The following is a 21,478-nucleotide window of genomic DNA, read 5'->3' as shown; positions in this document are numbered from 1 at the left end:
GATGACCACACAGTCATCCGAAGAAGTGCCGACCGCGTCCCGTGGCGGTGGTGCCGACGGCGGTACGCCCGCGGGCCCGCCCGGGCTCGGCCCCGAATCGGCCCGACGTCGGCGCGTGGTGTCCCTGGGCCTTGATCGGTTCAGCGGCATCTACGTGTGGGTGGCCATCATCGTGTTGTTTGCGCTGTGGATCCCGGACACTTTCCTCACCGAGGGCAACCTCAGGATCATCGCCGGCGATCAGGCCATCACCGCGATCCTGGCGATCGGTCTGATCGTGCCGCTGGCGGCCGGGGTCTTCGACCTCTCCATCGCAGGCGTGATGGGCTTCTCGGTCGCCATGGTCTCGTATCAACTGTCCCTGGGGATCAGCGCGACGGTCGCGATACTCACCACGCTGCTGTGCGGAGCCCTCATCGGTGCCGTCAACGGCTTCGTGGTCGTCCGGCTGAAGGTGGACTCCTTCATCGCGACGCTGGGAATGTCGAGCATCATGCTGGCGGGGACGTACTGGGTCACCGACGGCAAACAGATCACCGAGGGGTTCACCGACGGTTTCCTCGGGCTCGGAAGCGGTATGTTCCTGGGTCTTCCGTTGCCCTTCTACTACATGGTGGTGGTGGCGGCGGTCATGTATGTCCTTCTCGAGAAGACCCCGCTGGGGCGGTACCTGTACGCCACCGGCGGAAATCGGCAGGCAGCCCGGCTCGCGGGTCTGCGCGTCGAGCGGATCATGTTCGGCTCCCTGGTCACGTCCGCGACCGTGGCGGCGCTGGCCGGCGTCGTGCTGGCCGCCAAGCTCGGCACGGCTGCGCCCGATATCGGGCCGTCGTACTTGTTGCCGGCGTTCTCGGCGGTCTTCCTGGGCTCGACACAGATACGGGCGGGACGAGTCAACGTGCTGGGCACCCTCGTCGCCATCTACCTGCTGGCCACCGGGGTCAAGGGACTCCAGCTCGCGGGCGCGCCGAGCTTCGTCAATGACCTCTTCAACGGCCTCGCCCTCATCATCGCGGTCGCGCTGGCCGCCCGTACGGCACGACGTTCGTGACGAACGCTCGCTGCCTCCTTCTGCCGCTGCGGCGGATCCCCATCGGCCGAGAGGCCATCGTGAAAGGAAACCGAGTGAGAACCAAGTCCTGGGTGCAGACGATGATCGCGGTGGCCGCCGTCGGTGCCGTCGCCACCGCCTGCTCGAGTGCCGACGGTGGGGGTTCGGGTGAGCCCGCAGATGTCTCGGCGGCGCGTAGCGTCGCGGATCAATACGAAAGTCCCCTTGATGGATTGGTGCTCACAACTCCGCTGAGTCGCGCTCCGCAAGCGGGTAAGTACGTGATCAGCATCGAGACGCCACAACCGATCTCGAGTGCAAAGGACGACGCGATCCAACAGGCCGCGGATCTCCTGGGGTGGCGCTACCAGCGAATCCTGCAGGGTACTGACGCCGATGCCGGTCCGAAGGCGATGGACCAGGCGATCGCTCTCGGGCCGGACGCGATCCACATCTCGGGCACGCCGCTGTCGATGTTGTCTACGCAGATCGAACGCGCCTCGGACGCCGGGATCCCGGTCATCGCCGACAGTGTGGGCGACGATCCGGTGCCCGGGGTGATCTCGACCTCGCTCGACGGCACCAAGCAGGTCCAGGAATGGGGCAAGATGGTCGCGAGCCAGGTCGTCGCCGACAGCGATGGTGAGGCCAACATCGCGGTCTTCACCATCACCGACTACCCGATCCTCAATGTCTTCACCGATGCCTTCACCGCACAGATGAAGACACTCTGCCCCGGCTGTCGTGTCGAGATGATCAATCAACAGGTGACCGACCTGGGTACCAAGACGCCGCAGAGTGTGGTCAGCACGCTGCAACGTGATCCCGAGATCAACTATGCGCTCTTCTCGTTCGGGGACCTGGTGCTGGGCGTGGACGCGGCGCTTCGGGCCGCGGGGCTCCAGGATCAGGTGCGATTCGCCGGTCAGACGCCGACGCCGGCCAACCTCGTATCACTGAAAGACGGAGACGACAGTGTGTGGGTCGGCTTTCCGGTGCAGATCCTCGGCTGGCGTGTGATCGACATGCTTGCCAGGCAGTTCAACGGCGACGATCTGAAACCAGCCGATGATGCGTTCTTGCCGACCCAGTTGCTCAACAGCGACAACATCGGGACTGCGGTTCTCGATCCGAAGACGGGGTTCTACGTCGGCGTGGCCGACTATCAGGACCAGTTCGAAAAGCTCTGGCTCAAGTAGCGCGCACCAGGCGCGGTCACGTCAGGCGCTCGGTCACATGTGTGACCGAGCGTCTCGCGTGGTACGGCCAGTGAGCGAGGCGCGCGCGCTCCCTGGTTCTCGTGACACATTCACTCACGACCCGCCTGTCGTTCCATGGCCGGACGCTGTGTCATAAGGGCTTCCGTCGCCGCAGGTCCGCGCCTAGAGTTCGCGCATGACCATGTTCGGAGAGTCGGGGACCGGGCCACGTGTTCCTGCCCATGTGTGGAGTGCCGTGGGCACTTTCGCGTTTGTCATGCTGTGCGGGATCGTCGGTCCGATCTTCCTCGTCGCCTACTTCGTGATCGATGCACCCGACACGGAGTGGATGCTGTGGACCGGGATCGGCATCACCGTGCTCGATGTCGTTCTCGGCGTTGCCATCGCGTGGTTCAACTATCGGGGTGGCGCCAAGCTGGAACACCTCCGGGCCGCCGGGGTGTTCGGCATCGCCGAGATCACCTCGATCGGTCAGACGAATGTCGAGATCAACGACCAGCCGCTGATGAAGCTCGGGCTCCGGATCCACGCCGAGGGACTCGCTCCGTTCGAGGTGTCGACGAGGAAGGTCGTGCCGCATTACCAGCAGCCGCTGCTGCACGCCCGTCGGTTGGCCGTGATGGTCGATCCCGAGTCCCAGGACTTCGAGATCGACTGGCAGGCAACCGCTTTGCTCGCCGGTTCGGTGCCGGCCAGGTTCACCTCCGAAGAGGACGGCCGGACCTACGATCTCACCGGTCAGGCGGAACCGTTGGGGGAGATCCTGCAGATCCTGGGGCGTCACGGGGTGGCGGGCAGTGGCGTGATCGATCTGCGGTCCAATCCCGCGGCCCGAGCGGAGGTCATGGAGGTCGTGCGCGGCTGGGCGGGAGTCCGGGCGGATTCGGCGAGCTCGTCTCGAATGGACCCCCCCGTCGTTCACCAAGGCCGGTGGCGGGTCGGGCCGGGGTGCTGACCCGGGCCGTTCGCCGGCCGAACGGCTCGCGTCGCTGGACGAACTGCGCCGAACCGGCGCGGTCACCGAGGAGGAGTACGCACGGGCGCGTCAGCGCATCGTCGACGATCTCTGACGATGCGTGGATCGTCTGTAACAAGGCGAATCGCTGCCGCATGCACCACTTGATTCACTGTAGTCACTCTGGTCACCACTCGATATCGATGTCGATGCCCTAGGGTCACAGCCGTGGCATTGCTGATCGTCGTCGAATTACAGTTCGTCGGTGCAGCTTTCACTACGGCCGCGTCGGCTTGCCCGCCGACGTCGAGCCCTCGCGTTCGCCCTCGCGCTTCTCGCAATGGTGGGCGTGGTCACCATCGGGTCGGGTAACGCGTCGGCGTCGGCGGCGTTCGGCAGATTCCACGTGTCCGGCTGCGGCATGCCGAGCACCCCGGTCGACACCTGGACCCGATGGGGCAACAACAAGACCGTCATCGCTCTCGACGGTCTTCGCGCGACCGGTGACATCAGTGGCTGGCGTCGCGACACGCGTGTTCACCGCCTCGCCGACTCCGGCGTCAACGTGATCCAGCCGGTCGGAGGTCTCGCGAGCTTCTACACCGATTGGGAAGCGGCGAGCCCGGCCAACAAGGTCGGATACCGCTATCGGTGGACGTGCCGACTCGACACCATCGTGCGCGAACTCGACGCGCGCGGACTCGCCGTCGGCCCGCTGGGCAAATACGCGATCATGGGCATCTCCATGGGCGGTAACGCGGCGATGGTCTACGGGGCGTACCACCGCAAGCGCATCTCGCACGTCTTCTCGATGTCCGGCTACCTGAACCTGTCCGCGCCCACGATGCGAGAGGCTGTTCGGCTCGCGTTGATCGACGCCGGGGTCGGGGCGGGGGTCGGTCCGTTCAGCGCGGACGCCATGTGGGGACCGCCCTGGAGTGACCGGTGGACGCGCAACGACGCACTCGTCCAGCTGCCGCGGATGCGCGGGATGAAGATCCGCATCGGGTCCGGTTCGGCGACATGGGGTCCGCACAACGCCGACGCCGTGGCCTCGGTCAAGGGCACACCGCTGGAGGTGGTGTCGCTCGCGCAGACCCGGTCGTTCGAAGTCGCGGCCGCGTTGCAGGGCATCCCGGTCACGACGGACTTCCCGTCCGTCGGGACACACGCTTGGGGGTACTGGGAGGACATGGTGTGGCGCGCCAAGAACAGCGGCTGGTTCCGCGACCGGTGACGACGACCGGTGAGGTGCGGTCTCCGCGGACGGCTGGGTGGAGTGTGACGGCTCCCGCACGGCCGACGTTCGTAAGCTGACGGTCATGCGTGTTCTGCGTCGAAGCGGCGACCCCGACCTCGCGGTCCGGATCGCGGGGGAGGCCGACCGGGGCGTACCGGTCGTCCTCGTGCACGGGATGGCATCGGACCATTCGACCTGGCGCCGGCTCGCGACGGCACTCCGCGCCCGCGGGCGTGCGGTGATCAGCGTGGACCTCCGTGGACACGGGCGCAGCGGCCGGGCCCGTGAGGTCTACCGGCTCGACGACTTCCGCGACGACCTGGCCTATGTCCTCGACACCCTCGGGATCGCGGTCGCCGACGTGGTCGGCCATTCGCTCGGTGCCCACACCGCGCTGCGACTGGCCATGCGTGAGCCCACGAGGATCCGACGCCTGGTGCTCGAAGAGGTGCCGCCGATGCCCCGCGACGAGGCCGATCTGTCCGAGGGCATCGCCATGCGCGCCACCCTGGGCGAGCAGATTCGTGGGCTGATCGCGCTCGCGCGCAACCCCTTTCCGGTCATCCGCTACGACGGCCGGATGGGTGACCAGATCGTCGCCGAGTTCGATGTCTGTGCGCCGCACTGGTGGTCGGAACTCCCGGATGTGCGGGCTTCGACCCTGGTCATCTCCGGTGGCGAGAAGAGCTTCTTGCCCCCGCACCACCTGCGGACCCTCAGTGACACCCTGCCCGACTCACGGTTCGTCACCATCGAGGCGGGGCACAGTGTCCACCGGGACCGGGCGGCGGAGTTCGTCAACCAGGTCGACGGGTTTCTGGGGCACTGAGCCTTCGTGACGGCCCTCTGCAGGCTCCGGGCCTCCTCAGGGGCAGGGAGCGGAGCGGGTCAGGCGGGCTTGTTGTGCAACGGCCGGGGGTCGATGCCGACCTTCTGCCACGCTTCGTAGGCCCACGGAACGTAGAGATACTTGAGCGGCAGCCGGTTGATCAGCGGGTTGGCGGCCCGCATGAGGGCGGCGAACCGTTGGAAGTTCTTCTCGCGCCTGTCGTTCCACTCGAGGTCGCACACGTCACGCATCTGCTGGGGCAGCGTTCCGACGACAACGGTGCGGATGAAGGCGTTCAACGGAAGCGACAGGATCTTCCACACGGGCGCGGGGATCTTCTTGGGGCAGGGGAGTCCCTGCCGGATGTAACCGGTGGCGTAGACGATCGTCTTGTGCGGCACGAACCGGTCGAGCATGTCTTCCCAATACTGGACGAACTCCTCGTAGGTCTGCGGCTGCCCGCGATCGCTCACCCCGTAGAGCCGATACCAGACCTTGCTCTCCTCGAAGATCTGGACCTTCTCGGCGTAACTCAGGCGTCGGATGAAGGTGTCGGTGATGTAGAGGACCTGGTCGACGAACGTCGCGTGCGCCCAGTAGAACAACTCCGGATTGAGTGCGTGGTACCGCGATCCGTCGCTGATGGTGCCCTTGATGTCGCGGTGGAAGTCGCGCACCGTGCGCCCCCACTTCTCCGGCTCGGTGCTGTACACGGTCCGCATGACCGGGGGGCCGGTCCGCTTGGCCCGGCCGAGGAAGTCGCTGAAGATGATGGAGTGATCGAGCACGGCCTGGCCGAGTTGTTCGATGCAGTTCTCGGTGCCGGCCAGACGCTGGAAGCCCAGCAGTCCGCGGTTGTCGCCGTAGAACTTCCACACGAGCGAGTCGGCGCCCAGACGTGGCGAGGCGATCTCGCCCGCGGTGTCCGGAGTGTCGTCGACGATCATCGGCTCTGCCTCGCGGATACCGGCGTCGAATCCCTGGTTGACTGACATGGCGGCGAGAATATCGCACTTGGAACAAACTTGGAAGGTTGTTCCAACGACGCGGGGTGATCTGTATGCGGAGAGGGAGGACGGATGATGCGGGGCAGGCAACCGGACTGGGCGCTTCCCGACGTCGAGGACGTCCTCGCTTCCGCTGTCGCGGTGCGCCTGCCGATGCGTACGAGATTCCGCGGCCTGACCACGCGCGAGACGATGGTCTTCGCGGGGCCGGCGGGTTGGGGGGAGTTCGGTCCGTTCGTCGAGTACGACGACCCGGAGGCGGCCTCGTGGCTGCGGGCCGGCGTCGAGGCCGCCTGGGTCGGCCCTCCCGCCGCGGTCCGCGACGCCGTCCCGGTCAACGCGACCGTGCCCGCCATCCCCGCCGACGAGGTCGACGCATTGCTGCAGCGATACCCCGGCGCGGGAACCGCGAAGGTCAAGGTCGCCGAACCGGGGCAGACCCTCGACGACGACGTCGCCCGGGTCGCGGCGACGCGGGAGCTCATCGGCAGGGTGCGCATCGATGCGAACGGCGGCTGGACCGTAGACGAGGCCATCGCCGCCCTGCGCGCCATCGGTGAGGTCGAGTATGCCGAACAGCCCTGTCGCACAGTCGAAGAACTGGCGGCCGTGCGTCGGGCGGTCGAGGTGCCGATCGCGGCCGACGAATCCATCAGGAAGGCCGAGGACCCGTACCGTGTCGTCGCGGCCGACGCTGCTGACGTGGCGGTGGTCAAGGTCGCGCCGCTCGGCGGCATGCGCGCAACCCTCCAGCTCGCCGAGAACCTGGGACTCGACATCGTGGTCTCGAGTGCCCTCGACAGCGCGATCGGGATGGCCGCCGGCGTGGCTGCCGCGGCCGCGCTACCGCGCCTGGAGCTTGCGTGCGGGCTGGGCACCGGGTCGTTGCTCGCCGCGGATGTCGCCGCGTCCTTCCAGATGGTCGACGGCTCGGTGGGAACGCGATGGTTCGGCACCGACGCCTCGGTCGACGTGCGCGGACTCGCGGTCGAAGAAGAGCGTCAGCACTGGTGGCGCGAGCGTCTGCGGCGGTGTCACCGCCTGCTGACGATGGACGGGTCGCCCACGGGTCGCGGGCGAGGATAGGAACGCATTTTCCGATCTGTCTCAACGTGGTCTATCATGCGATGTGGGTCACATGCCGACCGTCCGTACCCGGGGCGGCCGTTGCGGGAGGGAGACGATCATGGCCTCGGTTCTGGCGACAGTGCCGGCAGCAGTCGATTCGGTCGGCGTCCCGTCTCCCGACCGCGACGGAACCCCGTTGCACGTCGGCCGGGGTCGCGGTGTCCGCGGACACCGGACCGCCGGGCTGTATTTTGACCAGATGGAGATCACGGAGATCAGACATCGCCGGCTGCACGAAAACCACTGGTCGGCACCCGAGGACTCGCTGCCCGCCACCCGTCGGCGGCGATGACCGTGGCAGGCACCGGAACCAAGGCCGACAGCAGGAATCGGACCTCGACGCGTAAGGTCCGCAACACCGCCAGCCCGGCCGACCAGGAAGCCGCGATCCTCGCGGCCGCCGGGGCGGAGTTCGCCGAGGTCGGTGTCCGCCGCGCGAACATCGACGAGGTCGCCGCGCGGGCTGGAGTGAGCCGCAGCACCTTGTACCGGCGCTTCCCGAACAAGGATGCGCTGCTCTACGCGGTGGCCAACGACGCCTACGAGGCGGGCATGCAGAAACTCGAGGCCTCGGTGAAGGGGCTCGGACCCAAGGCCGCACTGGTGGAGGCGTTCGCTGTCGGCGCCGAGTGGGTCAACTCCGACCCGCTGCTGAGCCGGATCGTCCTCACCGACTCCGAGATCAAGAGCGTCACGGCGACGATGACATCGTTGTTCATCGACATGGTCACCGACCGGGTCGCGGCCACACTCCGCGACGAGGGTGCGCAGATGCCCGTCGAGGATCTGCTGGAAGCCGTCGAGATCCATGTGCGACTGGTGATCTCACTGCTGGAGACGCCGCCGTCGGACCCCGCTCGCAACGAACCCCAGCGCGTTCGGGATTTCGCCGCCAAGTTCCTCGCACCGATGATCTGGTGAAACCCCACCGGAGATGACGGGCCACGCCGGCCCGGTTCCTCTCGTCTGAAGTTCGCATTTACCGAAGGAGATCCAATGAGTCTGCGTGACAAGCTGTCCAGCACACCCGACCACGACGCGATCCGCGCCGCGCTACGGGACAAGGTCGTGGTCATCACCGGCGGCGCGCGTGGCATCGGATTCGAGACCGCGACCCAGCTGTCCGAGGCGGGGGCCAGGGTCGCGATCGGTGATGTGGATTCCGAGGCGGTGGGCAAGGCCGCCGCCGACCTCGGTTGCGAGGGCATCGAGGTGGACGTGACCAAACGCGAGTCCTTCGATGCGTTCCTGACCGAGGTCGAAAACCGGCTCGGACCGATCGACGTGCTCGTGAACAACGCCGGGATCATGCCGGTCGGACCGTTCCTCTCCTACGACGACACGATCATCCGCCGGACCTACGAGATCGACGTCCTGGGCGTGATCATCGGATGCCAGGAGGCGGCCCGCCGGATGGCGCCCCGCCGGACCGGCCACATCGTGAACATCGCATCGACGGCCGGGCGCATACCCACCCCCGGCCTCACCATCTACAACGGCGCCAAGGCAGCCGTCATCGAGTTCTCCGAGGCGCTGGGCGCCGAGCTGGAACCGCAGGGCGTCGCCGTCAGCGCGGTACTCCCCACGTTCACGCGAACCGCCCTGATCTCCGGCCTGCAGACCAACAAGTTCATCCAGACCGTCGAGCCCGGCGAGGTGGCGTCGATCGTCGTGCAGACGATCGCGCGGCCGGTGGTCCGCGTCTACGCGCCCCGGTCGATGCGGTGGGCGGAGTCGGGCGCGTTGTTCCCGCAGGCGATGAAGCGGTGGTCGCGCCGGTTGACCAAGCTGGACTCGATCTTCCTGAGCCCCGACCAGCAGGCGCGCGCGGCCTATTCGAGCCGGATCCGCGGTGAGAAGGTCGACACCCGGGCGCCGGGCGACAGTCTGACGCAGCCCCAGGAGAGCACGCCCCTGTCGTCGTGAAGAGGGACGGCATGGGTGCTCGATCGGGGGTGCGGGAGGTGTCCGCCGACCGGGCCGCGAGGCGCGAGCTGTGCGAGGCACTGGACGATCTGCACACCCTTGAGGTCGAGGCCGGACTCCGTCGGCGCCTGTCGCGGCTCCGGTGGGTCGTCGCGGTCGTGGTCCTCGTCGTCGCGCTCGTGCTCGCGGGGGTGGTGGTGACCGCGTGGCAGCGAGACCGTGAGCGGTACTCCGACGCCGAACTCCAGTCGGCGGCGGCCGACCGGGTTGCGGTGCTCATCGCCCCGAACAGCCGAGACGATCGGCGCGCCCAGCGCATCCTGGCCGGCGCCACCGGCACCTTCTACGACGAGTTCGCCCAATCCGCCGACAGTTACACCGAATTCATCCGGGCCAACGGCACCGTCGCGCAGTCCTCCGTCGACGGCACGGGGATCTCCGTCCGGACCGGCGACACCGCCACGGTCCTCGTCGCGGCCACCGTCGTCTTCACCGGTGGGGCGGCGCCGGCCGAGACCGGCGACCAGGCGCGCAGATTCCGGTTGCGGGTGCTCATCACACCGGCCGACGACACGCTGAAACTGAGTGCGGTGCAGTACCTTCCATGACGCCACCGACTCACACCCCGGGCGTCGAGCCGGTCCCGGGACGCGGAACTACCCGGCCCATCGGGGTGCGAGGTGCCACCATCCGCCTCGCGATCGCGGCGGTTGTCCTGGTCGCGACGCTCGTCGTGGTGCTCACCCTGTGGAATTCGCACCGCACGGGCTCCGACGTCACGGAGAGCCGAGACCAGTTGCGAGCACAGGCGGGAACGATCGTCGCGGACGTCTTCTCGGTCGATGCGGACCGCTGGCAGCAGGACCGGACGCGGGCGCGGGAGCGGGTCGCCGACGAGTTCACCGACAGCTACGGGGCCCAGCTCGATCGGCCCCCGCCCGAGGGGACGTCGTCGGTGACCTGGCGCCCCGAGGTCGTCAGCATCGTCGCGGTCGACGCCGCGGAGGGGGAGGCGCTGCTGCGCGTCGCGGTGACAATACGTCCGGCCACCGGGCCCGCGACGACCGTCCAACGCACGGTCCTGGCCCGCTACGCGCGGTCGGACGACACATGGCTCCTCGCGGCGGCGGATGTGATCGGATGATCGTCCACCGGAATCTGCGGGTGCGGCGATGACCGAGACCATCACCACGCGAATCGAACTCGCCCGCGCCCGGGTCGACGCGGCGACCCGACGGGCGCGCACCGCCCGGATCGTCGCCGCGCCGGCGCTCCGGGCGCGTGCGGCACGCCGGACACAGACGGTGCGCCGGACTCTCGTCGGAGCAGCGATCGCGGTGGTCGTCCTCGTTGGCGTCGCCGGCTTTCTTGCGTGGCAGATCCGCGGCCAGCAGGCGGCGACCGAGTTGCAGGACGACGTGCTCGCATCCGCCCGCGGCGCCGTCACCGTCATGCTGACCGCCGACCCGGCCGACCCCGAAGGCTACGTGGCACGCGTGGCGGAGGTGAGCACCGGACCGCAGCTGCAACGGATCGACGCCGCCCGGGAGGCACTGGTGACAGAGGTGGGCGGGCAACGGGGTTCGAGTGTCGGGCAAGTGATCTCGGCCGGGCTCGTCACCGATCCGTCGTCCGACGACATCGGTGGCAGCGTGGACGTGCTCGTCGTCGCCGACGCGACGAGCCCGGCGCTCCTGGGCGGGTCGGGGGACGGTTCGGAGATCGACACCACCGGAGAGCGGATCACGGCGCTGATCACCATGACGCGCACCGACGGCGGCTGGAAGATCGCCGAGGCGAGGCGTCCATGAGCGCCGCCGACGACCGGGTCCTGCTACCGGCACAGCCGAGTCGAACCCAACGCATCCGCATGCGGCTTCTCATCGCCGCATCGGCGGTATCCCTGGTGGTCGCGGCGATCGCGGGCGCCGCGACCCTGCGCCCCGATCCCGACCCGACCGAGGCGCAACGCAGCGAGATCCTCAGCGCGGCTGCGGCTGCCGTGAGTGCGCTTCTGACCTATTCGCCCGACGACCCCGCCGACCGGCGGCAGGCGACCGACGCGTTGCTGACCGACCCGCTACGCCTGGAGTACCGGAACCGCGGTACCGACGTCGTGGTTCCCGGCGTCCGTGCATCAGCGTTGTCGGTGACCGGCGAGGTCGTCGGTGCCGGACTGCAGGAGGGCGACTCGGAACGCGCCCGGGTGCTCGTCTTCGCCGACCAGCGGGTGACAGCCGGGTCCGGTTCACCGGCACCGGGTGCCGCGAGCCGTCCACCGGCCGAGACGACCTCTATCGCCCGGTGGGCACTTATGCGTAAGGTCGACGGGAATTGGCTGCTGTCCGACCTGCAACCGGTCGGCGACGTGACCCGTTGAGACACGAGATGCCCGGCCCCGGGCGGTCCGCGCGACCGCCGGCGCAGACGGGTGCTCGCGGGTGGGATGACGAAAAGGGGACGAGAGATGAGTGCATCGAGCGCGGGTGTGGTGATCATCGGGGCCGGACTCGGCGGGATCCGGGTCGCGGAGAACCTGCGGAACAACGGCTTCACCGATCCGATCACCCTCGTCGGAGCCGAAGCGCATCCACCGTACGACCGTCCGCCGCTGTCGAAGTCGGTGCTGCTGGGCAAGGACGACCGGGTCGATCTCAAACCCGCAGAGTTCTACGAGGACTCCGACATCACGCTGCGACTCGGTGAAGCGGTGACCGCGGTGGCACCGACGGACCGGACGATCACGCTGGCCTCCGGCGCCACCGTCGCCTACGACACCCTCGTACTGGCGACCGGGCTCGATCCACGGCCGTTTCCCGGCCTCACGGAGAACGTCCGAGGCGCGCACGTGCTCCGCACCTACGACGACGCGGTGGCGCTGCGTGGCGAGATCGATTCCGCGAGCACCGCAGTCGTCATCGGCGCCGGCTTCATCGGATGCGAGGTGGCGGCCGGCCTCTCGGCCCGCGGACTGGCGGTCAGCCTCGTCGAACCGGCTCCGACGCCGCTCGCCGTGGCGCTGGGGGAGCGGATCGGCGCCCTGGTGTCGCGGTTGCACGTGGCCAACGGCATCGATCTGCGGACCGGGGTCGGGGTCGCGAAGATCGACGTGTCCGACGGGCGGGTCAGCGCGGTCGAACTCACCGACGGCACCACCCTGCCCGCCGACATCGTCGTCGTCGGTATCGGTTCGACCCCGGTGACCGGGTACCTGGACGGGTCGGGTATCGAGCTCGCCGCCCGCGAGGTCGGGGGCGGAATCGCCTGTGATGCAACCGGACACACCAGCGCCGCGAACGTCTACGCCCTCGGTGACGTGGCGAACTGGCTCGACGAGGACGGGCGGCCGAAACGCGTCGAGCACTGGAACCACACGGTCGAGCAGGCCTCGGTCGTCGCGCACCAGATCACCGGTGGCGACGCGGTCACCGCGTCGGTCGCGTATTTCTGGAGCGACCAGTTCGACGTCAAGATCCAGGTACTCGGCTCCCCGCGCGCCGATGACGAGGTCCACGTCGTCGACGACGACGGGAAGAAGTTCGTTGCCTACTACAGCCGGGACGGCGTGCTCACCGGGGTGGTGGGCGCCGGCAAGGTGGGTGCCGTGATGAAGACCCGGCCGAAGCTGCAGACCCCCACGCCCGTCGCAGATCTGCTGTGACGACGCATGTCGGACGCGCCCACCGCCGCGCAGGTGCGTGATGCGGCAGCCGAGGTGGCCGACCCGGAACTCGCAATCGGCCAGGCCGCGTTCTTCCAGGCCCGACCGGGGGGATACGGGGAGGGCGACGAATTCCTCGGAATCCGGGTACCCGTACAACGGAAGCTCGCGAAAGGGTTCCGCGGCATCGCGCCGGATCAGGTCGTCGAGTTGCTCGACTCACCGATCCACGAGCATCGCCTGATCGCATTGTTCCTCCTGCGTGAGGAGTTCGAACGCGAGCTACGCCGCGGCGGCGACGGCAAGGGCTGGGTCGACCTCTACCTCGACGCGGTGCGCCGCGGCCGGGTGAACAACTGGGATCTCGTCGACTCGTCCGCCGATCCCGTCCTCGGCGAATACTGCCGGCGCAGCGGCGAACTCGATCTCGTCCTGCAACACGCACGGGACGATGATCTGTGGCGGCGCCGGGTGGGGGTGATCGCGACCTTCGCCTTCATCAAGCACGGCGACTCGGCGGCACTGCTCGCGGTGGCGCCGCTCGTCCGCGACGACCGACGGGATCTCATCCAGAAGGCATTCGGCTGGATGCTGCGGGAGGTCGGCAAACGAGTCGACGAGACCGTCCTGCTCGGCTACCTGGACGACAACGCTGCCCGGATGGGCCGCACCGCACTGTCATACGCGCTCGAGCACCGGACCCCGGAGGAGCGTGCCCACTACCGCGCCCTCCGGAATCTGTGACGACAGGGTCAGCCCTCGCGTGCGACCTTCGCGGCGGCCCAGATCATCGGGAACTGGAACGGCAACCGGGCCAGGGCGACGATCTTGTAGGGCAGCGGCCGGTCCCACCACAGCCGGACCATGTTGATGTTGGCGGGGTAGACGGCGAGGAACAGCAGCACGGACGCCGCGCCGGCGGCGCGTCGGGTCTTCGGAGCGAGAAGTGCAGCGCCCAAACCGATCTCGGCAACACCGGAAGCATAGGTCAGCGTGCGCGGGTCGCCGGGGATCTCCTCCGGGATGATCTCGTCGAACGGTTTGGGTGCCACGAAGTGGAGCACTCCGATGCTGATGAGCATCGCGGCGAGGCCACGGGCGAGCTGGACGGGGTCGAGCCGGGAACCGCGGATGGTGCTCACGTCGTCGTTCTCCTTCGATGGACCGGTGACTGCACGAACTCGAACCACTCTGTCAGAATTCGACCTTCAGCGTGTCCGATGTCGGATGCGCCTGACAGCCGAGGATGTATCCGTCCTCGATGTCCTCGGGGTCGAGCGCGCCGGCGTTGTCCATGTCGACGCTGCCCTCGGTGAGAGTGCAGGCGCACGAACCGCACTCACCCTCCTGGCAGGAATACGGCGCATCGAGTCCGGCGGCGAGCATGATGTCGACGAGAGTTCGTGAGCGAGGCCAGGTCAGGGTGTGGGTCTCACCGTCGAGCTCGACCTCGACGGTGGCGGCACCCGCCTGCTCCTCCTCACTCACCTCGCCGAGTTCGACGTCGGCGAACGGGTCGCCGGACAGCGAGTTGTAGACCTCGGTGTGGACGTTGTGGTGCGGGAAGTTCGCGTCCGACAGACCCTTGTGGACGGCATCCATGAACGGGCCCGGTCCGCACATGTAGGCGACGTGCGACGTCGCGTAGGGCGCGAAAGCCGTTGCCAGAGCGGCCGCACTCGGCAGACCCTGGAGTGATTCGAGCCAGTGGACGAGGGTGAGCCGATTTGGGTGGGCGGCCAGGAGTTCTCGGAGTTCGGTGGCGAAGATCACGTCGGCGACGTCCCGGTTGGCATAGAAGAAGACGATCGGTGCGTCGCCCTTCTCGAGGGCCGCCTTGAGGATCGACATCACCGGCGTGACACCGCTGCCCGCCGCGATGAGCAGCAATGGGGTGTCATAGGACTTCGGGGTGAACACGCCCGACGGCGGCAGCACCTCGACCTGGGTGCCGGGGGAGAGGTTGTCGCACACCCAGTTGGATCCGTAGCCGTCGGCGGTGCGCTTCACGGTCACCTTGGGCCGCGGGTCGGTGAACGGCGACGACGCGAGGGAGTAGCAGCGCGCGACCGAGCCGGTCTGCTCGCTCGGAATCCGTAGCGTGAGGAACTGCCCCGGTTTGTAATCGGTGAACGGCTTCGGCGAGGCCTCGGGTACCTCGAAGGCGATGGACTTGGCCTCGGCCGTCTCGTCGATCACCTCGGACACCGTGAGGATCACGCTGCGTGAACCGTGAGGGGTCAGGTCAGACATGTGCGCAGTCTCCGCCGTCGAGGACCGGCACCCCGGCCCAAATTAGAACACGTTCTACTTCAGCCTAGCGCAACGACCGGTGTTCCCACGAGGGGCTAGCGGTCGATCCCGTGCGGCCGTTGCCAGCGTAGTCACGCCAGGGCCGCCACGCCGTCGGCCACGGTGCGCGCGCCGGACTCGATGAGCGTCTCCAGGTCGGCATCGGGGTCGTCGAGCCATTTCTCGTACGCGGCGAGGGCGGCACCGAGACACAGCCAGCCGATGGTCTGCGGCAGGTGATCGCGGACATCGACGCCCAGCCGGGTCGCGCAGAACTCGGCGATGACCTGACGCCAGTCGGCATAGACGATCATCGAATGTGCCTGCAGCGCAGGCACCCCGAGGAGGAGGGACATACGTCGGCGATGGTTGTCGAGTTCCTCGGCGGGCACCCGGTTGAACGAGACGAGGGCGTCGACGAGGGCCTGCGCCATCGGCGTCTCGGGCGGGATACCGGCGAGGAGGGTGCGTAGTTCGAGGAGATGGTCGTCGAACTCGCCCCAGGGGATCTCGTTCTTCGACGAGTAATACCGGAACAGTGTGCGCCGGGCTATCCCGGCCGCCTCGGCGATGTCGTCGACGCTGGTGTCCTCGAAGCCCTGGGTGGTGAAGAGGCGGATCGCGAGTGCGCTGATCTGCGCACGCGACGTGATGGGGCGCCGGCCCGGCGGGGTACGTGCGGGCTCGTCACCGCGCATCTTCGTGGTCATCGGGACCTCAGCCTATGGGACCGGTGTCGTCCGGATCGACAGAACCGTCCACCTGGCCATTCGGGCAGTTCGCTCGCGAACGCTGGATTTCTGCACCGAGTGCCACTATAGTGTGTCGTGATCCACATCACTAACCCACCAACCAGGAGGTATGGATCATGGCAGATCAGTCCGCTGCGACCAGTCACAGCTCGAACGACACCGAACTCCTCGCCGAGTCACTCGTCGAAGAGGTCTCGATCGACGGGATGTGCGGGGTCTACTGATGTCAGCCCCGACATCGAATCCGATCTCCGGCGACCGTTCCGCGGTCGCCGGGGTCCGGTTCGACACCCCAGCCGAGGCGCCCGGTTTCGACACGCTCGAGCCGTGGCGGCTCAATCCGAAGGTCGCTCTGCGGCCGGAACCGTTCGGCGCGCTGCTGTACCACTTCGGTACGCGCAAGCTGTCGTTCCTCAAGAACCTCACCGTCGTCGGCATCGTGCAATCGCTCGCCGACCACGACTCGGCGGAGGCCGCCCTCTTCGCCGCCGGGATCTCGCCCGCCCAACGTCCCCTGTACCTGCAGGCGCTCACCGCGCTCGCCGACAGCGGCATGATCGTGCCCCGCTCCTGAGCGATCAGGCCCGACGTCCCGGCCCGGACGTCCCAGTCCCGAACCGCCAGCCCCGAATGCAAGGACCTCAACGATGACGACCATCGAGATGCCGCCCACAGCAACCGAATTCGCGAGTGCACTCCGGGCGCCCGCGCCCACCGCAGGCGAGGTGCCGAAGGTCGGCCGGCTCGTCGACCAGTTCGAGAAGGGTCTCGACGCGCCCATCTGCCTCACCTGGGAACTGACCTATGCGTGCAACCTCGCGTGCGTGCACTGTCTGTCGTCGTCGGGCAAACGCGATCCCCGCGAGCTGTCCACCGAACAGTGCAAGGCGATCATCGACGAGCTGCAGCGGATGCAGGTCTTCTACGTCAACATCGGCGGCGGCGAACCGACCGTTCGCCCGGACTTCTGGGAGCTCGTCGACTACGCCACCAGCCATCAGGTGGGGGTGAAGTTCTCCACCAACGGCCTGCGCATCGACAAGAAGGTGGCCGCGAGACTCGCGGCGTCGGATTATGTCGACGTCCAGATCTCGCTGGACGGGGCGACCGCGGAGGTCAACGACGCGGTCCGCGGTCCGGGTTCGTTCGACATGGCCGTCCGTGCGCTGGAGAACCTGGCAGAGGCGGGTTTCGCCGACGCCAAGATCAGCGTCGTCATGACACGACAGAACGTCGCGCAACTCGACGAGTTCAAGGCGCTCGCCGACCGCTACAACGCCACGCTGCGCATCACCCGGTTGCGTCCCTCCGGCCGGGGCGCCGACGTGTGGGATGACCTGCATCCGTTGCCGCACCAGCAGCGCGAACTCTACGACTGGCTTGTCGCACACGGTGATCGAGTGCTGACGGGTGACTCGTTCTTCCATCTGTCGGCGTTCGGTTCCGATTCCGGCGGCGGCCTCCCCGGCCTCAATCTGTGTGGTGCGGGACGCGTGGTCTGCCTCATCGACCCGGTCGGCGACGTGTACGCGTGCCCGTTCGCGATCCACGAGAACTTCCTCGCCGGGAACATCCTGTCCGACGGCGGTTTCCAGGAGATCTGGCAGCGGTCGGACCTGTTCACCGAATTGCGCGAACCGCAGAACGCCGGCGCGTGCACCAAGTGCGCGCATTTCGACGCCTGCCGCGGCGGGTGTATGGCGGCGAAGTTCTTCACCGGTCTGCCGTTGGCCGGCCCCGACCCGGAGTGTGTGCAGGGCTACGGTGAGGAGCTCCTTGCCGGTGATCGCACGAAACCGACTGCGAACAAGGATCATTCGCGCGGTACACCGTTGACGTTGATGACCCGGCGCCCCGACGGCGACTTGACGCCGGTCGCGTCGCGCCCCACGAAGTCCTGTGATGAGAACCCGCTCGCCGGGTTCACCCCCGCCGCGCGGTAGATCGCCCGCGGTACACCACGGGGCGCGCCGTCGTCAGAATCGGCGCCCCGTCTCCCTGAGTGCCGGCCGGTGCTCACGGATGGATGAATGAGTAGGAAGCACATGTCTGCCAACCCCTGGGCCCGAAATCCCTGGTTCGAGACCGTCACCGAAGCACAGCGACGGGCCAAGAAGCGTCTGCCCAAATCGGTGTACTCGTCGCTCGTCGCCGGCACGCAGGCGGGTGTCACCGTCGACGACAACGTCCGCGCGTTCTCCGAACTGGGCTGGGCACCGCATGTCGTCGGTGCGCAGGCCGACCGCGAGATGACGACAACGGTGATGGGTCAGGAGATCTCGTTCCCGGTCATGATCTCGCCGACCGGCGTGCAGGCCGTCGACCCGGACGGTGAGGTCGCGGTGGCCCGCGCCGCCGCGGCACGGGGCACGGCGATGGGACTGTCGAGTTTCGCCTCGCACGCGGTCGAAGAGGTAACCGCCGTCAACGGCAAGGTGCACTTCCAGATCTACTGGCTGGGCAGCCGCGAGGAGATCTTGGCCCGCGCCGAGCGCGCGAAAGCGGCAGGCGCGAAAGGCCTGATAGTCACGACAGATTGGGTCTTCAACGTCGGTCGCGATTGGGGTAGCCCGGAGATCCCGGAGAAGGTCGACCTCAAGGCGCTGCTGCGGCTGGGACCCGAGATCGCGGTCAAGCCGCGTTACGCGCTCGACTGGGTCAAGGGCGGCAAGATCAACATTCCCGACCTGACCGCACCCAACCTCACACCGCAGGGTGTGCCCGGGCCCACCTTCTTCGGCGCCTACGGGTCCTGGATGAGCACCCCGCCGCCCACCTGGGAGGACCTGAAGTGGTTGCGCGAGCAGTGGGATGGGCCGTTCATGGTCAAGGGCATCACCCGTCTCGACGATGCCAAGCGAGCCGTCGACATCGGTGCGTCGGCGCTCTCGGTCTCCAATCACGGCGGTAACAATCTCGACGGCACGCCGGCGACGATCCGCCTCCTTCCCGACATCGCGGCCGCGGTGGGCAACGACATCGAGGTCCTGCTCGACGGCGGGATCCGTCGCGGCAGCGATGTGGCCAAAGCGCTGGCGCTCGGGGCCCGCGCGGTCATGATCGGCCGTGCCTACCTCTGGGGGCTCGCGGCCAACGGCCAGGCCGGCGTGGAGAACGTTCTGGATCTCCTGCGCATGGGGCTCGACGGTGTGCTGATGGGTCTCGGGCACAAGAGCGTGCACGAGCTGTCGGCCGCCGACCTCGTCGTTCCCGACGGTTTCACCCGCTCGTTCGGGAGCATCTGACCCGTCCTCAGATGACGCTGGGGATGTGCCCGCGAACCCTGGGGAAGCAGAACTAGAACGTGTTACAGTTCTGCCATGGGACAGTTCGACGGCAAGGTCGTCTACATCACCGGCATCGCCCGGGGTCAAGGTCGCAACCACGCGATCCGGTTCGCTCGCGAGGGGGCCGCGATCGTCGGCCTGGACATCGCGGGTCCGATCATCGACCATGCGACCTACCCCGCGGCCACCGCCGACGACCTCGCCGAGACGATCCGTCTCGTCGAGGGCGTCGGTGGGAAGATCCTTGCGCGACAGGGTGACACGCGGGACCTTGCCTTCCAGCAGCAGCTCGTGGCCGACGCCGTCGAGCAGTTCGGCCGGCTCGACCACGTGGTCGCCAACGCCGGCGTGCTGACCTGGGGCAAGGTCTGGGAGCTCAGTGAAGAACAGTTCACCGACGTCGTCGACATCAATCTCGTCGGTGCGTGGAAGACGCTGAAGGCCACCATCCCGGCAATGCTCGAGGCGGCCAACGGCGGCTCGATCACCGTGATCAGTTCGGTTGCGGGCCTGAAGGCGATGCCGATGCAGGCGTCGTACTCGGCGTCGAAGTACGGCCTCGTCGGACTGACGCAGACGACCGCCAAAGAGCTCGGGCATCACCGCATCCGGGTGAACAGCGTGCACCCGTACGCGGTCGACACCCCGATGGGTGTGGCTGACACCGAGGCCCACCGGATCTTCGGAATCCCTTGGGTCAACCCGCATTTCACGTCGATCCTCGACTACCATCCGGTCGCCGCGCTCGACGAGATCTCCGACGCCGTCCTCTACCTCGCGTCCGACAGCGCCAAGGGGATCACCGCGGCCGAGTTCCAGATCGACATGGGGCATTCGAAGGTCTGACGCCGCGCGGCCGCGGAAGAACCCCTGCGTTCGAGGGCGAGTGGCCGATTCATCTGCTCCCTGTGGTGCGAGCGAAGCGAGCCACGAAGGGCGACGTGAGTTGTCGCCCTTCGTGGCTCGTCGCCTTCGCTCCTCGCACCTCAGGGAGCAATGAGCGGCGGGATCCTCAGTCGGCCCAGAGCGTCGACGGATCGGTCGCCTCGGTGGTCGGGCCCGTGGGGGTCTCCGGCTTGGTGCGCGAGAAGCGCGGTGCCACCTGGGCCTGGGTCACGCCGTCGATGTCGACGAGGTTGGCGCGGGCGGCCATGTGGGCGTCGGCGGGTGCCTCGGCGAAAGTGAGGACCGGCGAGGTGCAGGCGTCGGTGCCCTCGAAGACCGCGGCCCATTCGTCGCGGGTACGCGACTTGAAGGTCTCGGTGAAGATCTCCTTCAGCTTGCCCCACTGGGCGATGTCGTTCTGGTCCGGCAGGTCGGCGTCGGTGAGTTCGAGGCCCTTGAGCAGCTCGGCGTAGAACTGCGGCTCGATCGCGCCGACCGCCATGTACTTGCCGTCCGAGGTCTCGTAGACCTCGTAGTACGGAGCGCCGGTGTCGAGCATGTTCACACCCCGGGTGTCGCTCCACAGTCCGGTGCCGCGGAACGCCCACATCATCTGTCCCAGAACGGAAGCGCCGTCGACCATGGCCGCGTCGACGACCTGTCCCCGGCCGGAGGCCCCGCGCTCGAGCAGTGCCGCGAGCACACCCACGACGAGGAACATCGAACCGCCGCCGAAGTCACCGGCCAGGTTGAGCGGGGGCACGGGACGATCGTCCTTGCGTCCGATGGCGTGCAGCATGCCCGTGAGCGAGATGTAGTTGATGTCGTGGCCGGCGAGGTTGGCACGGGGTCCGTCCTGTCCCCAGCCGGTCATGCGCCCGTAGACGAGGCCGGGATTGACCTTCTCGAGGTCGTCGGGTCCGAGTCCGAGCCGTTCCATCACGCCGGGACGGAAACCCTCGAGGATCACATCGGCCTTGGCGACGAGGCCGAGAATGGTCTCCCGGTCGTTGTCGTCCTTGAGGTTGGCCTCGACGACGCGTCGGCCGCGGAGCAGAGCATCGGCGTTGCGGCCGGGCTTGGGCAGCGACCCCGGGCGCTGAACGCGCACGACGTCGGCGCCGAGATCGGCCAGCAGCATGGCGGCATGCGGACCGGGGCCGATACCGGCGAACTCGATGACCCGGATCGAACTCAGTGGGCCGGGCTTGCCGCTGTCGTGTGGTGTGGCACTGCTCATGGGTG

At 67.7% G+C, this 21,478-nt stretch carries 25 protein-coding genes; 20 read left to right on the top strand and 5 right to left on the bottom strand.

The genetic code is table 11. The features are described from left to right. Window position 1 precedes the first annotated feature (1 nt). From FFS52_RS16870 to FFS52_RS16850, 5 genes are all read left to right on the top strand, one after another. Window positions 2-1,051, top strand: a complete 1,050-nt coding sequence (locus FFS52_RS16870; protein WP_137810356.1) for an ABC transporter permease — start codon at window positions 2-4, stop codon at window positions 1,049-1,051. Window positions 1,052-1,152: 101 nt separating this feature from the next. Further along, a complete protein-coding gene (locus FFS52_RS16865; protein WP_249356343.1) occupies window positions 1,153-2,250 on the top strand; it encodes a substrate-binding domain-containing protein in 1,098 nt (365 codons plus the stop codon). 196 nt (window positions 2,251-2,446) lie between these two features. Then, a complete protein-coding gene (locus FFS52_RS16860) occupies window positions 2,447-3,226 on the top strand; it encodes an SHOCT domain-containing protein (protein WP_249356337.1) in 780 nt (259 codons plus the stop codon). Window positions 3,227-3,566: 340 nt separating this feature from the next. Continuing rightward, window positions 3,567-4,463, top strand: coding sequence for an alpha/beta hydrolase family protein (locus FFS52_RS16855; protein WP_137810367.1), 897 nt, complete (start codon window positions 3,567-3,569; stop codon window positions 4,461-4,463). Window positions 4,464-4,548: 85 nt separating this feature from the next. Beyond that, window positions 4,549-5,295 (top strand): alpha/beta hydrolase, encoded by a 747-nt coding sequence (locus tag FFS52_RS16850; RefSeq protein ID WP_137810354.1) that lies wholly within the window; start codon window positions 4,549-4,551, stop codon window positions 5,293-5,295. Between the two features lie 59 nt (window positions 5,296-5,354). On the opposite strand, the gene FFS52_RS16845 is transcribed toward FFS52_RS16850, so the two are convergent. Further along, the gene (locus tag FFS52_RS16845; RefSeq protein ID WP_137810353.1) at window positions 5,355-6,290 is read right to left on the bottom strand and encodes an oxygenase MpaB family protein; all 936 of its coding nucleotides are present in this window, start codon (window positions 6,288-6,290) and stop codon (window positions 5,355-5,357) included. 84 nt (window positions 6,291-6,374) lie between these two features. Between FFS52_RS16845 and FFS52_RS16840 the strand changes: the two genes are divergently transcribed. The 10 genes from FFS52_RS16840 to FFS52_RS16795 all read left to right on the top strand — a co-directional run bounded on the left by FFS52_RS16840 (window position 6,375) and on the right by FFS52_RS16795 (window position 13,761). After that, window positions 6,375-7,388 (top strand): o-succinylbenzoate synthase, encoded by a 1,014-nt coding sequence (locus FFS52_RS16840; protein ID WP_137810352.1) that lies wholly within the window; start codon window positions 6,375-6,377, stop codon window positions 7,386-7,388. Between the two features lie 100 nt (window positions 7,389-7,488). Further along, entirely contained in the window at window positions 7,489-7,722 is a 234-nt protein-coding gene (locus FFS52_RS16835; protein WP_137810351.1) for a hypothetical protein, read from the top strand. Then, window positions 7,719-8,351, top strand: a complete 633-nt coding sequence (locus FFS52_RS16830) for a TetR/AcrR family transcriptional regulator (RefSeq protein WP_137810350.1) — start codon at window positions 7,719-7,721, stop codon at window positions 8,349-8,351. The genes FFS52_RS16835 and FFS52_RS16830 overlap by 4 nt, the downstream gene beginning before the upstream one ends. Window positions 8,352-8,426: 75 nt before the next feature. Beyond that, on the top strand, window positions 8,427-9,356 hold the full coding sequence (locus FFS52_RS16825) for an SDR family oxidoreductase (protein ID WP_137810349.1): 930 nt from the start codon (window positions 8,427-8,429) through the stop codon (window positions 9,354-9,356). Between the two features lie 11 nt (window positions 9,357-9,367). Beyond that, window positions 9,368-9,964, top strand: coding sequence for a hypothetical protein (locus FFS52_RS16820; RefSeq protein WP_137810348.1), 597 nt, complete (start codon window positions 9,368-9,370; stop codon window positions 9,962-9,964). Next, the gene (locus tag FFS52_RS16815) at window positions 9,961-10,500 is read left to right on the top strand and encodes a hypothetical protein (RefSeq protein ID WP_171011662.1); all 540 of its coding nucleotides are present in this window, start codon (window positions 9,961-9,963) and stop codon (window positions 10,498-10,500) included. The genes FFS52_RS16820 and FFS52_RS16815 overlap by 4 nt, the downstream gene beginning before the upstream one ends. A 28-nt stretch (window positions 10,501-10,528) precedes the next feature. Beyond that, complete coding sequence (locus tag FFS52_RS16810; protein ID WP_137810347.1) at window positions 10,529-11,167, top strand: hypothetical protein; 639 nt, start codon at window positions 10,529-10,531, stop codon at window positions 11,165-11,167. After that, window positions 11,164-11,736, top strand: a complete 573-nt coding sequence (locus FFS52_RS16805; RefSeq protein ID WP_137810346.1) for a hypothetical protein — start codon at window positions 11,164-11,166, stop codon at window positions 11,734-11,736. The genes FFS52_RS16810 and FFS52_RS16805 overlap by 4 nt, the downstream gene beginning before the upstream one ends. Window positions 11,737-11,823: 87 nt before the next feature. Further along, window positions 11,824-13,017 carry an FAD-dependent oxidoreductase gene (locus tag FFS52_RS16800; protein ID WP_137810345.1) on the top strand — a complete coding sequence of 398 codons (1,194 nt, stop codon included), beginning with the start codon at window positions 11,824-11,826 and terminating at the stop codon, window positions 13,015-13,017. 6 nt (window positions 13,018-13,023) lie between these two features. Beyond that, entirely contained in the window at window positions 13,024-13,761 is a 738-nt protein-coding gene (locus tag FFS52_RS16795) for a DNA alkylation repair protein (RefSeq protein ID WP_137810344.1), read from the top strand. An 8-nt stretch (window positions 13,762-13,769) separates the two neighbouring features. Here FFS52_RS16795 and FFS52_RS16790 read toward each other — a convergent pair whose 3' ends face one another. The 3 genes from FFS52_RS16790 to mftR form a co-directional block, all read right to left on the bottom strand. Beyond that, window positions 13,770-14,159 carry a hypothetical protein gene (locus FFS52_RS16790; RefSeq protein ID WP_058252436.1) on the bottom strand — a complete coding sequence of 130 codons (390 nt, stop codon included), beginning with the start codon at window positions 14,157-14,159 and terminating at the stop codon, window positions 13,770-13,772. Between the two features lie 52 nt (window positions 14,160-14,211). Further along, window positions 14,212-15,270: a ferredoxin--NADP reductase gene (locus FFS52_RS16785; protein ID WP_137810343.1), complete on the bottom strand. Its 1,059-nt coding sequence runs from the start codon at window positions 15,268-15,270 to the stop codon at window positions 14,212-14,214. A 131-nt stretch (window positions 15,271-15,401) separates the two neighbouring features. Next, the gene (gene mftR / locus FFS52_RS16780; RefSeq protein ID WP_058252363.1) at window positions 15,402-16,019 is read right to left on the bottom strand and encodes a mycofactocin system transcriptional regulator; all 618 of its coding nucleotides are present in this window, start codon (window positions 16,017-16,019) and stop codon (window positions 15,402-15,404) included. A gap of 158 nt (window positions 16,020-16,177) precedes the next feature. Between mftR and mftA the strand changes: the two genes are divergently transcribed. From mftA to FFS52_RS16755, 5 genes are all read left to right on the top strand, one after another. Beyond that, window positions 16,178-16,285, top strand: a complete 108-nt coding sequence (mftA, locus tag FFS52_RS16775; protein WP_058252362.1) for a mycofactocin precursor MftA — start codon at window positions 16,178-16,180, stop codon at window positions 16,283-16,285. Beyond that, complete coding sequence (gene mftB / locus FFS52_RS16770; RefSeq protein WP_137810342.1) at window positions 16,285-16,635, top strand: mycofactocin biosynthesis chaperone MftB; 351 nt, start codon at window positions 16,285-16,287, stop codon at window positions 16,633-16,635. Before mftA ends, mftB begins: the two co-directional genes overlap by 1 nt. 73 nt (window positions 16,636-16,708) lie before the next feature. After that, window positions 16,709-18,004 (top strand): mycofactocin radical SAM maturase, encoded by a 1,296-nt coding sequence (mftC, locus tag FFS52_RS16765; protein WP_058252360.1) that lies wholly within the window; start codon window positions 16,709-16,711, stop codon window positions 18,002-18,004. A gap of 102 nt (window positions 18,005-18,106) precedes the next feature. After that, window positions 18,107-19,306 carry a pre-mycofactocin synthase MftD gene (gene mftD / locus FFS52_RS16760; protein ID WP_137810341.1) on the top strand — a complete coding sequence of 400 codons (1,200 nt, stop codon included), beginning with the start codon at window positions 18,107-18,109 and terminating at the stop codon, window positions 19,304-19,306. 75 nt (window positions 19,307-19,381) lie between these two features. Then, entirely contained in the window at window positions 19,382-20,194 is an 813-nt protein-coding gene (locus FFS52_RS16755; protein WP_068970109.1) for a mycofactocin-coupled SDR family oxidoreductase, read from the top strand. 166 nt (window positions 20,195-20,360) lie between these two features. On the opposite strand, the gene FFS52_RS16750 is transcribed toward FFS52_RS16755, so the two are convergent. Next, window positions 20,361-21,473 (bottom strand): CaiB/BaiF CoA-transferase family protein, encoded by a 1,113-nt coding sequence (locus FFS52_RS16750; protein ID WP_137810340.1) that lies wholly within the window; start codon window positions 21,471-21,473, stop codon window positions 20,361-20,363. Window positions 21,474-21,478 lie beyond the last annotated feature (5 nt).

The sequence above is a fragment of the Gordonia sp. ALPHA1B1 genome (genome assembly GCF_005502615.1).
In the GTDB taxonomy this organism is placed as follows: Bacteria; Actinomycetota; Actinomycetes; order Mycobacteriales; family Mycobacteriaceae; genus Gordonia; species Gordonia hongkongensis.
This window is presented reverse-complemented; position numbering and strand designations above follow the sequence as displayed.

Bases quoted from the DNA above. Each gene is read 5' to 3' on its own strand.
- FFS52_RS16870 (WP_137810356.1), top strand. From the start codon at position 2: ATGACCACACAGTCATCCGAAGAAGTGCCGACCGCGTCCCGTGGCGGT.
- FFS52_RS16865 (WP_249356343.1), top strand. From the start codon at position 1,153: ATGATCGCGGTGGCCGCCGTCGGTGCCGTCGCCACCGCCTGCTCGAGT.
- FFS52_RS16860 (WP_249356337.1), top strand. From the start codon at position 2,447: ATGACCATGTTCGGAGAGTCGGGGACCGGGCCACGTGTTCCTGCCCAT.
- FFS52_RS16855 (WP_137810367.1), top strand. From the start codon at position 3,567: ATGGTGGGCGTGGTCACCATCGGGTCGGGTAACGCGTCGGCGTCGGCG.
- FFS52_RS16850 (WP_137810354.1), top strand. From the start codon at position 4,549: ATGCGTGTTCTGCGTCGAAGCGGCGACCCCGACCTCGCGGTCCGGATC.
- FFS52_RS16845 (WP_137810353.1), bottom strand. From the start codon at position 6,290: ATGTCAGTCAACCAGGGATTCGACGCCGGTATCCGCGAGGCAGAGCCG.
- FFS52_RS16840 (WP_137810352.1), top strand. From the start codon at position 6,375: ATGATGCGGGGCAGGCAACCGGACTGGGCGCTTCCCGACGTCGAGGAC.
- FFS52_RS16835 (WP_137810351.1), top strand. From the start codon at position 7,489: ATGGCCTCGGTTCTGGCGACAGTGCCGGCAGCAGTCGATTCGGTCGGC.
- FFS52_RS16830 (WP_137810350.1), top strand. From the start codon at position 7,719: ATGACCGTGGCAGGCACCGGAACCAAGGCCGACAGCAGGAATCGGACC.
- FFS52_RS16825 (WP_137810349.1), top strand. From the start codon at position 8,427: ATGAGTCTGCGTGACAAGCTGTCCAGCACACCCGACCACGACGCGATC.
- FFS52_RS16820 (WP_137810348.1), top strand. From the start codon at position 9,368: ATGGGTGCTCGATCGGGGGTGCGGGAGGTGTCCGCCGACCGGGCCGCG.
- FFS52_RS16815 (WP_171011662.1), top strand. From the start codon at position 9,961: ATGACGCCACCGACTCACACCCCGGGCGTCGAGCCGGTCCCGGGACGC.
- FFS52_RS16810 (WP_137810347.1), top strand. From the start codon at position 10,529: ATGACCGAGACCATCACCACGCGAATCGAACTCGCCCGCGCCCGGGTC.
- FFS52_RS16805 (WP_137810346.1), top strand. From the start codon at position 11,164: ATGAGCGCCGCCGACGACCGGGTCCTGCTACCGGCACAGCCGAGTCGA.
- FFS52_RS16800 (WP_137810345.1), top strand. From the start codon at position 11,824: ATGAGTGCATCGAGCGCGGGTGTGGTGATCATCGGGGCCGGACTCGGC.
- FFS52_RS16795 (WP_137810344.1), top strand. From the start codon at position 13,024: ATGTCGGACGCGCCCACCGCCGCGCAGGTGCGTGATGCGGCAGCCGAG.
- FFS52_RS16785 (WP_137810343.1), bottom strand. From the start codon at position 15,270: ATGTCTGACCTGACCCCTCACGGTTCACGCAGCGTGATCCTCACGGTG.
- mftR (WP_058252363.1), bottom strand. From the start codon at position 16,019: ATGACCACGAAGATGCGCGGTGACGAGCCCGCACGTACCCCGCCGGGC.
- mftA (WP_058252362.1), top strand. From the start codon at position 16,178: ATGGCAGATCAGTCCGCTGCGACCAGTCACAGCTCGAACGACACCGAA.
- mftB (WP_137810342.1), top strand. From the start codon at position 16,285: ATGTCAGCCCCGACATCGAATCCGATCTCCGGCGACCGTTCCGCGGTC.
- mftC (WP_058252360.1), top strand. From the start codon at position 16,709: ATGACGACCATCGAGATGCCGCCCACAGCAACCGAATTCGCGAGTGCA.
- mftD (WP_137810341.1), top strand. From the start codon at position 18,107: ATGTCTGCCAACCCCTGGGCCCGAAATCCCTGGTTCGAGACCGTCACC.
- FFS52_RS16755 (WP_068970109.1), top strand. From the start codon at position 19,382: ATGGGACAGTTCGACGGCAAGGTCGTCTACATCACCGGCATCGCCCGG.
- FFS52_RS16750 (WP_137810340.1), bottom strand. From the start codon at position 21,473: ATGAGCAGTGCCACACCACACGACAGCGGCAAGCCCGGCCCACTGAGT.